Source organism: Vagococcus fluvialis bH819, from assembly GCF_900163795.1.
Lineage (GTDB): Bacteria > Bacillota > Bacilli > Lactobacillales > Vagococcaceae > Vagococcus > Vagococcus fluvialis_A.
In genome coordinates this window covers 16,485-31,228 of record NZ_FWFD01000014.1, presented here as the reverse complement: position 1 = coordinate 31,228, position 14,744 = coordinate 16,485, and the positions used below count along the sequence as shown (strand labels likewise).

Sequence of the window (14,744 nt, the reverse complement as noted above, 5' to 3'; positions counted from 1 at the left end):
ATTAATCATTTATAAGGGAGCTAACTAATATGTTAAATTTTAATTATCACAATCCAGCCAACATTTATTTTGGTCAAGGGGAAGAAAAAAAAGTCGGAAAATTAATTAATCAATATACAGTAACAAAAAATGTTTTAGTCCTATATAGTGGCGATTATATTTTTGATTTAGGAATTTATCAAACGATTGAAGAAGAATGTCAGCAATATGATATTAATCTTTTTAAAAATGGTGATGTTGTCCCCAATCCTGAATTAAGTTTGATTCAACGATTAGAAAAAGAAGTGACAGACAATAATATTGATTTTATCCTTGCTGTAGGTGGTGGAAGTGTCATTGACACGGCCAAAGCCCTATCATTTGGTTCTTTATATGAGGGTGATACTTGGGATTTCTTTTTAGGTAAAGAAGAGGTATCAGATGCTTTACCTATTGGAGTCATTGCAACAGTTGCTTCTTCAGGCTCAGAAATGTCAAATGCGACAATCGTTTCTAAAGAGAAGCATAAATTAGGGGTAGAAACCAACTTAATTATTCCTAAATTTTCAATATTAAATCCCGAATATACATTAAAACTTCCTAAATATCATACCGGTGTAGGTGTTTCTGATATTTTAACTCATCTTTTGGAACGCTATTTTACAAACGAAAAAAATGTTAATTTAACTGATTTTCTTTTAGAAGGAGCTGCTAAGTCACTCATTATTAATGGAAATCATTTAATTAATGATCTAGAAAATTATGAATTACGCGCAGAAATCATGTGGACAGCCTCTATGGCGCATAATAATAGTTTAGAACTTGGCCGTGAGCCTGATTGGGCATCTCATAGAATTGAACATGAAGTGAGTGGGCAATACGGAATTGTTCACGGTGAAGGGATGGCTGTTATTTTCCCTGCTTGGATGACTTATGTTAGCAAGTCACATCCTGATATTTTTGTTCAATATGGGGTACGTGTTTTTGGGATTGATCCTTTCGCTTATACTGAAAATGAGATTATTACTTTGGGAATTGAAAAAACGAAAGAATTTTTCAATAAAATGGGCATGAGGTCTACATTAGCTGAGTTTGATATTGATAACACTCATTTTGAAGAAATGGCAAATCGAGCGACTAAAAATGATTCGCAAACTGTGGGCCATTTAAAACCTCTTAATTCAGAAGATATTATTAACATTTTAAAACTAGCTTTATAGTATATAATTAAAATAGAGACCGACGAAAAGGATAAATACTTTTTCGTCGGTCTCTTATCTATTTTGTTTCCAAAATTGTATTACTACTATTTTTTTTTAATTTCATATAAATATAATTAAATAGTAATCCCGCAACTGCTACTGCTATAGCAACATAAAAGGCACTTGTAAAACTACCTCCATTTGCTTCTGCCATACTAATAGCCATCTTAGGCGCAAAGAAAGCTGAAGCTGAATAACCAATGAACACAATACCATAATTAACACCCTGATTAGCCGGCCCATAGTTTTCCATTACCATAGGTGGAAAGACTCCCATAACGCCTCCAAAGCAAAGTCCCAACGCTATAATTCCCACCATGAAACCAACTTGAGTAGATAATGTTACCAAAGTGATAAAAGCTAATATAACAACTATCAAAATAATACTGAATGATCTATTTCTTCCTATTTTATCAGATACTGTTCCCCATAAGACTCTACCAAAACAGTTAGATAATGAATATAAGCTAACATAAAAGGCTGCTACACCAGGTGTTAAGCTAAACATTTTCTGACCAATAACTGAAGCATTCGAAGCAATCATCAGACCAGAAAAAGCACCACTAAACAACATAAAGAAAATCAAGTAAAAGAAGGGTGTGTTCAACATACCTTTCCAATTAACGTTTACTATAGGTTGTGAATTTCCACTTGCTACTAGATTAGCTGGTGCTGTTTTAATAAATAAGCTTGCTATCAAGACAACCACGATATAGCTTATCCCTAAAACTTTAAAAGCCACCATAACATCAAATGTCGCAATTAATTGATTAGCTATAGGAGCAGCAATAATAGCTGCTCCACCCATTCCAGCAGTAATAATGCCTGAAGCTAAACCTTTTTTATCCGGAAATAGTTTAATCGTATTACTTAAACAACCTGAGTAAGCTAATCCCTGACCTAGTCCACCTATAAGTCCATAAGTTAGGTATAGCATGGTTGTGCTATTCACAATCCCAGTTAAGAAAAAACCTATTCCAAATAATAGTCCCCCACTTACAATAACCCATTTAGCTAGGCCTTTATCCGTCATGAAGCCACCTAAAATCATTGGAATCGGCGCAATAGCTGCATTTATAGTAAATGCTAACATGACTTCTTCCATTGACCACCCTTTAGCAGCACTTAAAGGACCTGCTAAAACACTAAATGCATATACTGCACCTGTACAAAGTAATACGGCTGTTGAAGCATACAAAACAGCCCATCTATTTATCCCTTTATTCATCAGTTATCCCCCACTTATTTCGTTAATTGATTTACAGCTGACTGACCTGCAATCCTACCAAAGGTGAAAATGTCTGTTAGTGAGTTTCCGCCTAAACGATTACCAGCATGAATCCCACCAGCTACTTCCCCAGCTGCAAATAAGCCACTAATTACTTGTCCATTTGTGTCGATAACCTCTGTTTTAGTATTTATTTTTAATCCACCCATTGTATGATGGACTGCTGGTTTTCTTGGTGTTGCGTAAAACGGTCCTTTTTCTACTTTTAGATCAAATACATCTTTTCCAAATTCTGGATCTAATCCTTTTTCGACATAATGATTGTAGTTAGTAATCGTTTTTATGAAAACTTCAGAAGATATATTTAATTGTTTAGCTAAATCTTCCAACGTCTCTCCTCGATACAAAGTACCTGCTGCTACCTGCTGATCAATTTTTTCTTGGCTTGTGTTATAAGCAGTTTCTTTAATCATCTCATCTGCAATTAGATAGAATAATCCCCCGTTATCAATAGCTGCTTGAGTCAATTCATCACGGCTACCATACTCGTTTACAAACCTCTTGCCGTCTGTATTAATCATTACAAAGTTTTGTGGTGGAACTTGTAACCCACTGAATAGAGCTCCTGTATTAGGGTCCGACACTGGCATCATTTGAGAGAATCCCATTCCTACTAATTCAGCTCCAACTTCTTTCCCTAAATGTATGCCATCTCCCGTAATCGCTGGTGAGTTAGATGTTTTGATATCATCTGCAATCTCAGTCCAATACGTATTATATTGCTTCAACATTTTGGTATTTGCTCCAAAACCACCAGAAGCAATCACTACTGCATCGGCATTTACGGTTACTTTTTGCCCGTTCATTCCTTTACCGATTACACCTGAAGCCTTACCATTAGTCATGATAATCTCTTCGACTGCCGTATCCGTTATTATCTCTCCACCTTGTTCCTTAACAAATGTTTCTAAAGCTGCTACATAAGCATATCCTTCATTTTTTAACGGTTTATGACCACGTCTCCATAAAGCCCCAACAGGCATGGTTACATCATCTTGGTCAAACTCAACCCCAATATTTTCTAACCAATGAATTGAATTCAACGCTTCATCCGTTAAAATCTTAACTAAATCATATTGGCCGTATATTTTTTCTCCATTTTGATCAACTCTTTTGCCACCCAAGTAAGTTTGAATTCGATGTAAGATAGATGAATCAAATAAATAATCTTCATCAGCTAAATAAGCTCTTATTTGTTCTTTAAGTAACTTAACATCATTAACATATTCTTCATCTACTTCCCCTTCATCTAACGTTAACATATCTTCCAATGTATGATGTTCTCCAGGCATGGCAGAAAATCCTTTTTGCCATGTTGGGTTTGCCGCATTCATAGGTCCTCCTGTTCTAACTGTATTTCCTCCAATTGAAGGGAATTTCTCAACAATTACAACACTTTTCCCTTCTTGTAAGACACTTGCGGCTGCTGACAACCCAGCTCCTCCGCCACCAATAACAACTACATCGGCCGTTAGCTCAGTATCCTCTTTATCTAATGCACTTGGCGCCTTTGCTCTTTTTCTTAAAATATCCGGATTGGCTCCAGCTTGCTTAACAGCTTTGGCAACACCATCAATAACGCCCTGACTTGTCACTGATGCTCCAGACAGAATATCAATATTTAAGGTTTGTCCCTCAACTATTTGCGAAGGGATTCTAGTAAAGACAACATCGGCAATACCTTCTGATTCTCCAGACGTATCAATGCTAATATCTTCAATTCTTTCTTTTGTTAACGTTACAGCCATAGGTAAATTACCGTTATGACCTGGAGCTACAACATTGTAGATACCCGGCTCGTAGCATACTTCTTCTGGAATATTTAATAGATTTGAAATTTGTGTAAAGCGTAAAAAACGCAAGAAACAACTTTCTAAAAAGTCTACCGTTCCTTCATTTTTAATATTTCCATTTTCATCAAAAGCTTTATGTACTTGTCCTAATAAAAACTCATATCCAGGCATCACATTAGCATTAACCCCAGGAGCATCAAGGATTTGTCTTAAGTGTAACTGGGCTCTCGAAGACCCTTGTACGTCATAAGAAGCTCCTACAATCATGACTGGTTTACCATCAAAAGGATGCAACTGAAAAGAGAGCCATTCTAGAATACTCTTAAGTGATGAGGGAATAGAATGATTATGCTCTGGTGTAGCAATAATTACCCCATCAGCTTCCAATATTTTTTGATTAAATTCTTGAATAACTGCTGTATCCGATTGATCAATAGATTCATTAAACATAGGAACGTTAGTCAGTTCAAGTATCTCAATATCTGCCTGTTCTTTAAAGTGTTGTTGCATAAATGTTAGAAGAACTCTGTTATATGATTTTTTAGCATTAGTACCAACAATTGCAATTAATTTCATTCTTTTTCCCCTCCATCTTGAAATTTTTCCCAAGAAAAAACTTTATTTATTTCTCTAGTAGATTTATTCTCACTGATAAGGCGATTAACTATTTCAACAAACATGATAAATTCGTGGAAACAATCTTCTAACTCTGTTACTTTTTCTGCATAAACTAAATTACCCTCTTCATCAAAAGCTTGAAGTGATCTTCCTAGTAAAAACTCCGCACTAGGCATGATACGTGCTTTTAGTTCAGGTGAATCTAAAATTTGTCTTAAATGACCCTGCGCTCTAGAAGAGCCTAATGAACCGTGAGATGCACCAACGATCATAACGGGTTTATCAATTAATGGTCGTGTCGTATACGAAAGCCACTCTAATACACTTTTTAAAGCTGCCGGAATAGAGTGATCGTACTCTGGTGTGCTTATTATGACACCATCTGCATTAGCTATTTTTTTGGAGAATTCTTGAATATTACTTGGGGCTATTTTTTCTTCTGGTTCATTAAAGCTTGAAAACTCTGCAATTTCTAACAATTCAATTTCTGCTTCTTTTGAAAAGTGTTTTTTCATAAATTGAAGTAATTTCCTATTGGTTGACTCATTTGAATTGGTTCCTACTATGCCTACTATTTTCATTTGTTAACCCTTCCCTCTTCTATTGTGATTTAACGAGCAATATAAAGTAAAAAAATATTTAATAAATTAAATAAGCTTATAAACAGACTATAATAGATATAAACCGTTTTGTGAAATATTTATTTTTGTATGGAGTTATAAGTAATTTGTTATAATGATAATAGGAGGTGTTGGCATGACAACTATTGAATCAAACTTAATGTTACAATATTTAGAAATGCTTTTAAAACACGGTACATTTACTAAAGCATCAAAAGAATTGTATATATCCCAACCTTATCTAACCCAGACAATAAAAAAAACAGAAAAAATTTTGGGAGTCTCTATTATTAATAGAACCTCTAAACCACTTCAATTAACTGAGGCTGGTAAAATATATTATCAACACTTAACTTCATTGGAAATTGAACAAGATAACTTTATGAAAAAAATTCATACACTTTCCTATCCTGATCATCAAACGATTCGTATTGGAATCCTATCGAGTTTAGGGACCTACTTATTACCTATCATTCTTCCTAAATTTATCAAGAAGAATCCTAATTTGATGATTAATATTAATGAAGATATTCCTAGTGCTAATGAAGATAAAGTACTTAATGGAGATTTAGACTTTTTGATCGGCCAAAATCCTGAAACTATCTCTCCTAATTTAACTGTTAAAGATTGTGGTTCTCACTCTTACTTTGCTTTGATTCCTAATACTTCTTCTTTGTATCAAAAAAATACGCAGTTTCTCCCTGAAGGAACCTTGTCAATCAGGCAACTACTTAGCGAACCTTTAGTTTTAACAACACGCGGTTCTGCTATTCGTAGACAAATTGATTATCTTTTACAAAAAAATAATATAACTCCTAATATTTCCCTTGAGTGTGACAATATTTTTACAGTTGGTGAACTAGCTAGTCATGGAGTTGGTATCACGCTTCTTCCAGAAAGTACATTACCTTTTCAAAATTTAGACAATTGTAACTTATACTTACTCAATCAAGAGCTTATATCCTTAAAATACTTTATTGCTTTTTCTAATAAAAAAAATTTAACACCAGAAGAGGAACAATTGATTCAAATTTTTACTACTGAAATTTCCAAAAATATCAAAAATAAGAACAGATACTTTAATTAAAAAGGATCTGTCCTTATTTATACAAGCCTATTTTTTATTCCCTTTGTATAAGCCAATTCTCCATTCTTAGTCATTAAAATAGCTTCTAATGAATCATCTTGTGAAACTGTCTCTAATATTTTAGAGATGTTGTGACCAAATAATCGAGTTGTCCAAATCTCTCCATCTAATGATAACTTAGAAACAATTGTTAAGCTTACTAGGTCCGTAGCAACTGGATAACCTGTTTTTCGATCAAATATATGATGATATTTTTGATCATTATCAACTAATACTCGTTCATAAATGCCAGACGTTACAACCGATTGATTCTTTATCTTTAGGATCATAGCCTGATTTCCTCTTGGTAAAAATGGATTTTGTATACCCACTTTCCAAAAATCGTCCCCAGTATGAGAGGCTTCCCCAAAAGTTAATACATTTCCTCCTAAGTCAATGAAACCTGAAACAGCCCCCTCCTGCTTAAAAAAATGAATAATTTTATCAGCAAAATAACCTTTTGCCAAAGCTCCAAGATCAATTGACATCCCTTTTTCTTTTAATAAAACAGACTGTTTCGCATCGTCTAGTAGAATTTTTTTTGGATTACTTAATTGTAATTTTTCAGTAATTATTTCTTGTTTGGGCATCTGAGCATCTAAAAAGCCAATGTTCCAAGCTTTAATTAAAGGTCCTAAAGTAATATTTAAAAAACTGTCTGGATCATCACTATGACGCTTACCTATTTTGATAAGTTCATATAAATCTTGATCCAAAACCGTCACCTTTTCACCTGCATTTTTAGCTAACTTCATTAATTGAGAATTTTCATCATTTGCATTAAAGCGTTGTTCAAAATCAATTAACATATTCTCCGCAACTTGTAATATGTGGTGAGCATTTTCTGCTTGGACTTTCAATTTAATAGTTGTTCCCATACGATTAATTATCTTTTCCTCTTCCTTCACTCTTACTCTCCCTTAATACAAACATTTTTATTTGATACTACCATAACACTCTTAAAGGTATTGTGGTTAATAAAAAAAATCAAAATTAATTAAAATTTTGATTTTTCTACTTCTATTTAAAATATCCTTATCCTATTATTAAACTAAGTAATAACCCAATAACCTGGGCCCCATTAAAAATTATTAAATTTTTAATCGAAATACTAAAAGTTGTAGCTTTTTCTTGTTTTTGACTAAATGCTTGAACATTTTTATGGATCAATGGAAACGTCCCTAAAACAAGTAACATTATCCAATGATAGATACCTAAAACAATACCGCCTACTATAAATATATAACAACTATACATCAAAATTTGAAACAACCTTACGCCATTTTCTTTGCCAATATAGTAAGGCAAAGTATAACGATGATTACTAATATCTTGTTCCATATCACAAAGATTATTAGCCAACATAATATTGGCAATAGTGAAGATCATTGGAACCGATGCCCAGACAATAAAAAATAATTCTTTAATATTACCAACTAAGGCAAAATGTCCATCCATCAAAGACAGACTTAAAATGTCTAATTGAGCAATATTCAAGTAGATTGTGATAAAGAAAATACCAAAACCCATTGTCACACCACTAAAAATTTCACCTAGAGGCATACGTGATAGCGGAACTGGTCCAAACGTATAAAAAATACCAATTAAGAAGCACAATCCACCCATTGCTAGAAGCAAAAGACTTGTTCGGTAAGTTAGATAAATGCCAATGATACTTGAAAAAGCAATCATCCCGTAAATAAGGAAACTTACTTTTTTTTCATCTAATTTCGCCATACCAACAATATTTGTATTTTCTTGATAATGATCATTTTTAGCTTTTTTGAAATCCATTAAATTATTAATGGCTGTTGTTGCCATATCAAAAGTAAACATTGCCACAAAAAACAAGAACATATTTATACCATTTACTTGCTCAAAATAATAAGCAGAAAATAGCAAGCCTACTAAATAAGGAAAAAGACTTGCTAACTTCGTCCTAATCTCAACCAACTCTAAAAAAACTTTGACTGTCATTTTCTTCCCTCGCTATTTTAAATCCTTAATATCTTTTACTTTATAAGGAGAATCTTCATTTAATTTAAATATATCTTTCACACCACTACTTAGATAAATATCATCACTCTTCGTTATAAAAATCGCATCAATATCTTTACGGTCTTCCACATATTTCATTCCATCTTTCACACCCATTGAGAATACGCCTGTTGATAGTCCATCTCCAGCAATTGACGTTTCAGAGATAATCGTCACACCAGCAATTTCATTTTCAAAAGGATAGCCTGTTTCCGAGCTGAATAGATGATGATAAACTTTACCATCTACTTCTAAATTACGTTCATAAATTCCTGAAGTCACCAGTGACATATCTTTTTTCTCAACTGAACCAGCAATGGTATTTCTGGCCTCGTTAGGATCTTGGATACCAACTTTCCAATTTCCTGTTTTATTTTTAGGGCTATCACCTAGAACATAGATATTTCCTCCTAAATCGACAATCCCAGTTGTTACACCATTATCTTCAAGAACTTTCACAGCTTCATCGGTAATGAATCCCTTAGCAATCGCACCTAAGTCTAGTTCCATTCCTTTTTCTTCAAGGTAAACTGTTTTTTCTTTTTCATCTAACTTAACTTTTTTGTAATCAACTAATTTTAATTTATCATCAATTTCTTTTTGTTCTGGTTTTCTTGCATCATCAAATCCGATGTGCCACAAGCTTGTGATGGGTCCAATGGTTAAATCAAAACCACCTTTTGAATCTTCACTAAAATACAACGAATCTTTCGTTAAACGGTAAACATCATCCGATACTTTGACTGGTTTAATTCCAGCTTGTTCATTAATTTGATCGACTTCAGATCCTTTTTGATTAACCGTAATTTTTTTATCCAATTCTTTGATTCGATCAAACACTTTATCTAAGACATCTTCCTTACCTTCATCAAAAATTTGGACTCTGACATATGTTCCCATTAAAAATTCTTCTTTTTTATAAGGATCTTTTAAAACAGAGGTATTTTTACTCTCTACTTTGTTTTCTTTCTTAGATGTTGAGCTACATGAAGCTAAGGTTAACATCGCTATCGGTATAACTAACAATGCTAGCCAACCTTTTTTATTAATTTTCATTGATTTTCCCCCGTTTTTAGTTATCTGTTACATTTAACTATAAATTTGGTTTTTTTTCAAATTAAAACAAAAAAGAGGCTGACCTAAATGTCAGCCTCTTTTTTATTAATACGAATAATTATTGTTTAAAAACAAGGTTATCTACTTCGATTTTAGCAGTGTCGCCTTTTTCTGCAGCGTTAATTAATTGTTCTGCATACATTTGGAATGAATGAGTAGAATGAGTTGCTCCTGTTACTACGTCCATTTCAGATGGTTTTTGTTTTTCAACTAATGCTTTGTTTAACTCAGGAATATATTTTTCTGGGCTATTTTTTGAAACTTCTTCCATTTTTTTGTTGTATTCAGCATCTTCTGTTTTTGATTTACCATCTTTGTTGATGTTATCATATTTAGATTCAGCAATCTTACCATCTTTAACTACCATAGTGAACGCAGTACGGTAACCATTAGATTCATTTTTTTCTTCTAATGTGTATTCACCGTCTTTTAATTTAGCGCCATTATCGATTTCGATTTTGTCTGTTTTGCCAGCTTGAGCTGCTTGAATTAATTGTTGTGCATAGTTTTTGAATGATTCGGTAGAGTGAGTAGCACCTGTTACTACATCAACACCATCAGCTGATTGTGCTGCTACGAAAGCTTCATTTAATTCTGGAATAAATTCTTTTGGTCCAGTTTTAGTTACTTCTGTCATTTTTTTGTTATATTCTTCGTCATCTACTTTTGATTTACCATCTTTATTGATGTTATCATATTTAGATTCAGAAATTTTACCGTCTTTAACGACCATTGTAAATGTTGCACGGTAACCATTTTCTTCATTTTTTTCTTCTAATGTATATTCGCCATCTTTAAGATCGCCACCAGCTTCTTTTTCTTTTGGAGCTGCGTCTTCTTTTTTATCGTCTTTTTTAGTAACTTCTGATGATTTTGCTGTAGAGTCTTTTGTATCTTTATCTTTACTTCCGCCACAAGCAGCCAATAGTAATGTTGTCATAGCCAAAACTGTCATACCAGTAATTAATTTTTTCATTTTCATAATGATAAAACCACCTTTTATTTTTTAGTTCATGTGAACTTATTTACAGAATTTATTTTATCTCATTCCTATAAAAAAAGCAATTCTTTTTAAATATCAAATTCACTTTTTCACAAATTTTTAATAAAAGTCAGTAACTCTTAAAAATTCTAAAAATTTTATAAATTTTGTTAGACTTTTTATGCACTTGGCTTTATAATTAAATACGATTGTGTATTTTTTTTCACGTAATCAATTTATTTTTGTACTTATTATTATATTTTTTATTTATGAAAAGGGGAGAATTATATCATGGCTAAAACAGAGATTGTTGTAGTCGGTGCTGGATATTCTGGTATAGCAGCTGCAAAGATGCTTTCTAAGAAGCTTAAAAAAAATAGCGACATGCATATTACTTTAATTGACCGTCATTCTTATCAAACAATGATGACCGAATTGCATGAAGTTGCTGGTGGACGTGTCGAACCAGAAGCAATCCAATACGATTTACAAAGACTATTCTGCAAGAGAAAAAATGTGAGTGTTGTTACTGATTCAGTAGTCAACGTTGACAAAGAAAATAAAGTGGTAAAAACAGAACGTGGTTCTTATTCATTCGATTACCTAGTACTTGCTATGGGTGGCGAACCTAACGACTTTGGAACACCTGGCGTTAAAGAACATGGTTTCACTTTATGGTCTATGGACAATGCAATTAAAATTCATGATCATATCGAAAAAACAGTGACACTAGCTGCTATGGAGCCGGACGCTGAAAAACGTAAAGCAATGTTAAACTTTGTTGTTTGTGGTTCTGGCTTTACAGGGATCGAAATGGTCGGAGAATTAATCGACTGGAAAGAAGTTCTTGCTAAGAAAAATAAATTAGACCCAAGCGAAATTAACTTAATGGTCGTTGAAGCAGCTCCTACAATCTTAAACATGCTAGATCGTAACGATGCTGGAAAAGCTGAAAAATACTTACTTAAAAAAGGCGTAACTATTCTTAAAGATACTCCTATTGTTGAAGTAGCAGAGGATCATATCGTTCTTAAATCTGGCGAAAAAATTCCAACACATACTTTAATCTGGACTGCTGGTGTTAAAGCTAACAGTGACACTGAAGAATTCAAAATGGAATCAGCTCGTGCAGCTCGTTTAGTAGCTAATGAGTTCATGCAAGCTAAAGGTTACGAAGATAAAAATATCTATGTAATTGGTGATTTAGTTTATTTTGAAGAAAAAGAAAATATGGCAACACCTCAAATCGTTCAAGCCGCTGAACAAACAGGTCATTGTGCCGCTAAAAATATTTTAGCTGACATTAATGGAACTGAAAAAGTAGCTTATAAAGGTAAGTATGATGGATTCATGGTTTCTATTGGATCTAAATATGCTGTTGCTTGTGTCTTTGATAAAATTCACATGAGTGGTTTCTTCGCAATGGCGATGAAACATATTATTAACTTACGTTATTTCTTTGACATTCGTTCTGGATACTATGCTTTCCAATATATCATGCACGAATTCTTTAGAATTGGTGATCAACGTAACATTATGCGTGGTCACTCTTCTCGTAACAGTAATGTTTTATGGTCAGTACCACTACGTGTCTTCTACGGTTCTGTATGGTTAGTTGAAGCAATGAAAAAAATTGTTGGTAATGGTAAACTAATGCAACCTGGCACTTGGTTTGGTGAAGGATCATGGTTTACTGATAATGTTGCTTTTCCATTCCCATGGTTACAACAAGCCGCTGATGCAACAAGTGGTGCCAGTGAAGCAGCTGCTACAACTGATGTCGCTACTGCCGTGGCGGATCCTGCATTTGGTTTAAGCTATGCTTATGGCGAAGAACCAATGACAGTCTTTAAGACAATGCCTAAATGGTTCTCAAACATTATGGAATTCATGATGCCTAACCAAGACGTTGCTTTATTTATGCAAAAATTCATGACAATTTTTGAAGTATTATTAGCTCTAGCTATCATCGCTGGTTTATTTACATGGTTAGCTAATGCAACAACAATTGTCTTAGTTGTGATGTTCTGTCTCTCAGGTATGTTCTACTGGGTTAACATCTGGTTCCTATTTGTCGCATTCGCTTTAATGAACGGTTCAGGTCGTGCATTTGGTCTAGACAAGTGGGTAATGCCATGGATCCAAAGAACGTTTGGTAAATGGTGGTACGGTGACGTGAAGTCTCAATATGGCGATAACGCTTAATTGATAAATTAAATGAAGTTGTCACAGTGCTTAATTTTGTGACAACATTTGTTAGTATAGGAGGGATTGTGATTACTCAGTCACAGTCCTTTTCTTTTATAATTAGACAGCATTTTCAGTTGCTTTCCGATTTAAATGATAGTATTCTCACTATGATAGGAGAAACTTAATGAATAAAAATAAAAAATTAATTTATATTGCCTTACTCGTAGCACAAGGTATCATCATCGGTTTACTAGAAAATATGATTCCCTTTCCGTTTGCTTTTGCTCCAGGTGCAAAACTTGGACTTGCCAATTTAATTACAATTATTGCGATTTTTACCATGCCTGTAAAAGATAGTTTTTTACTCGTTATTCTAAGACTTTTCTTAACTACTTTACTTGGCGGAACTGTTTCAACACTACTTTATAGTGCAGCCGGCGCTATTTTAAGTTATCTTGGGATGCTTTCTTTGAAACAATTTGGCTCAAAAAGAATCAGTACCATTGGCATTAGTGCCGCTGGTGGTTTTCTACACAACGTGGGGCAACTTGTCATGGCTAGTTGGATTGCTAGATCTTGGAACGTGATGCTTTATCTACCTGTCCTCTCATGGATTGGTATCTTAGCTGGCATTGCAATTGGTATTGCGGCAAATTATGTGATGGAACATGTTAAAACAATTCAAGAATTTAAATTAGAATACGAATAAGACACACTCTATAAAAAGGAGACTATCTATGGAAATTCATGTCATGTGGAATGATTACCCAAAACTAAAAAAGGAGTTACAAAAAACTCTAGATTTGATGTCTTCCTCTATCTCTTTACCAAATAAAGAGATAGAAAACACCATCATCGAAATGTTTCACTCAGGTGGTAAATTGCTTCGCCCTGCTTATCTTTTACTTTTTTCAAAATTGGGAAAACAGCCTGATTCTAAAAAAAGTATCGCTCTAGCAGCTGCCATGGAAACATTACATACCGCAACACTCATTCATGATGATATTATCGATGAAGCAGATGTAAGACGGGGTGTTACAACTCTTCAAACAAAATTTGATAAAGATGTTGCTGTTTATTCTGGAGATTATTTATTTATTGTCTGTTTCAAATTACTTGTTCAATACACAGATTCTTTTAGAAGTATTAAATTAAACACTGCTAGTATGGAAAAAGTTCTTCTAGGCGAACTCGGTCAAATGGATACCCGATACCATATGGATATTACTGTTGATGAATATATTCAAAACATTTCTGGAAAGACAGCTGAATTGTTCGCTTTAAGTTGCTTTCTTGGGTATTTTGAAAATGGCGGTTCTAAAAGAGTGGCTGCTGATTGTCGTGAGATTGGAAAATCGATTGGCTTAGCATTCCAAATTGTAGATGATATTTTAGACTACTCACAAGATGAAGTTAGTATCGGAAAACCTGTGTTAGAAGATGTTAAACAAGGGGTTTACAGCTTACCTTTAATTTGTGCGTTAAAGGAAAATAAAAAATTTTTTGAGCCTTTACTCTCTAAAAAAGAACTGATGACAGATGAAGATTCCCTTAAAGTTCATGAAGGGGTTGTTCAATTCAAAGGGGTTGAAAAAGCGTATGAACTAGCTGATTTCTATACAGAAGAAGCTTTACGTCTCATCCAAACTCTCCCTAACAACAAAGCGAATACAAAAGATACAATCTATGAAATTACTAAAAATATTTTAACTAGAAAAAACTAAAAAAGATTG

General features: G+C 33.7%; 12 protein-coding genes. 5 read left to right on the top strand and 7 right to left on the bottom strand.

Annotated elements, in window-relative coordinates:
• Positions 1–29 precede the first annotated feature (29 nt).
• A complete protein-coding gene (locus tag FM121_RS09425; RefSeq protein ID WP_086951914.1) occupies positions 30–1,199 on the top strand; it encodes an iron-containing alcohol dehydrogenase in 1,170 nt (389 codons plus the stop codon).
• A 58-nt stretch (positions 1,200–1,257) separates the two neighbouring features.
• On the opposite strand, the gene FM121_RS09420 is transcribed toward FM121_RS09425, so the two are convergent.
• From FM121_RS09420 to FM121_RS09410, 3 genes are read right to left on the bottom strand one after another with little or no spacing between them, the layout of a single operon-like run.
• The gene (locus tag FM121_RS09420) at positions 1,258–2,469 is read right to left on the bottom strand and encodes an L-lactate MFS transporter (protein ID WP_086951913.1); all 1,212 of its coding nucleotides are present in this window, start codon (positions 2,467–2,469) and stop codon (positions 1,258–1,260) included.
• 14 nt (positions 2,470–2,483) lie between these two features.
• Entirely contained in the window at positions 2,484–4,898 is a 2,415-nt protein-coding gene (locus tag FM121_RS09415; protein ID WP_086951912.1) for a flavocytochrome c, read from the bottom strand.
• The gene (locus FM121_RS09410) at positions 4,895–5,521 is read right to left on the bottom strand and encodes an NADPH-dependent FMN reductase (RefSeq protein ID WP_086951911.1); all 627 of its coding nucleotides are present in this window, start codon (positions 5,519–5,521) and stop codon (positions 4,895–4,897) included. Before FM121_RS09410 ends, FM121_RS09415 begins: the two co-directional genes overlap by 4 nt.
• 175 nt (positions 5,522–5,696) lie before the next feature.
• Here FM121_RS09410 and FM121_RS09405 point away from each other — a divergent pair, with 175 nt between their 5' ends.
• A complete protein-coding gene (locus tag FM121_RS09405; RefSeq protein WP_086951910.1) occupies positions 5,697–6,647 on the top strand; it encodes a LysR family transcriptional regulator in 951 nt (316 codons plus the stop codon).
• Positions 6,648–6,664: 17 nt separating this feature from the next.
• On the opposite strand, the gene FM121_RS09400 is transcribed toward FM121_RS09405, so the two are convergent.
• The 4 genes from FM121_RS09400 to pplA form a co-directional block, all read right to left on the bottom strand.
• Positions 6,665–7,594, bottom strand: a complete 930-nt coding sequence (locus FM121_RS09400) for an FAD:protein FMN transferase (RefSeq protein ID WP_179203847.1) — start codon at positions 7,592–7,594, stop codon at positions 6,665–6,667.
• Between the two features lie 127 nt (positions 7,595–7,721).
• A complete protein-coding gene (gene menA, locus FM121_RS09395) occupies positions 7,722–8,663 on the bottom strand; it encodes a 1,4-dihydroxy-2-naphthoate polyprenyltransferase (protein WP_086951909.1) in 942 nt (313 codons plus the stop codon).
• Between the two features lie 12 nt (positions 8,664–8,675).
• Positions 8,676–9,779: an FAD:protein FMN transferase gene (locus FM121_RS09390; RefSeq protein ID WP_086951908.1), complete on the bottom strand. Its 1,104-nt coding sequence runs from the start codon at positions 9,777–9,779 to the stop codon at positions 8,676–8,678.
• A gap of 118 nt (positions 9,780–9,897) precedes the next feature.
• Complete coding sequence (pplA, locus tag FM121_RS09385) at positions 9,898–10,821, bottom strand: extracellular electron transfer flavoprotein PplA (protein ID WP_086951907.1); 924 nt, start codon at positions 10,819–10,821, stop codon at positions 9,898–9,900.
• 291 nt (positions 10,822–11,112) lie between these two features.
• Here pplA and FM121_RS09380 point away from each other — a divergent pair, with 291 nt between their 5' ends.
• From FM121_RS09380 to FM121_RS09370, 3 genes are all read left to right on the top strand, one after another.
• A complete protein-coding gene (locus FM121_RS09380) occupies positions 11,113–13,026 on the top strand; it encodes an NAD(P)/FAD-dependent oxidoreductase (RefSeq protein ID WP_086951906.1) in 1,914 nt (637 codons plus the stop codon).
• Between the two features lie 169 nt (positions 13,027–13,195).
• Positions 13,196–13,720: a Gx transporter family protein gene (locus tag FM121_RS09375; protein WP_086951905.1), complete on the top strand. Its 525-nt coding sequence runs from the start codon at positions 13,196–13,198 to the stop codon at positions 13,718–13,720.
• Positions 13,721–13,748: 28 nt separating this feature from the next.
• Positions 13,749–14,735 carry a polyprenyl synthetase family protein gene (locus FM121_RS09370; protein WP_086951904.1) on the top strand — a complete coding sequence of 329 codons (987 nt, stop codon included), beginning with the start codon at positions 13,749–13,751 and terminating at the stop codon, positions 14,733–14,735.
• Positions 14,736–14,744 lie beyond the last annotated feature (9 nt).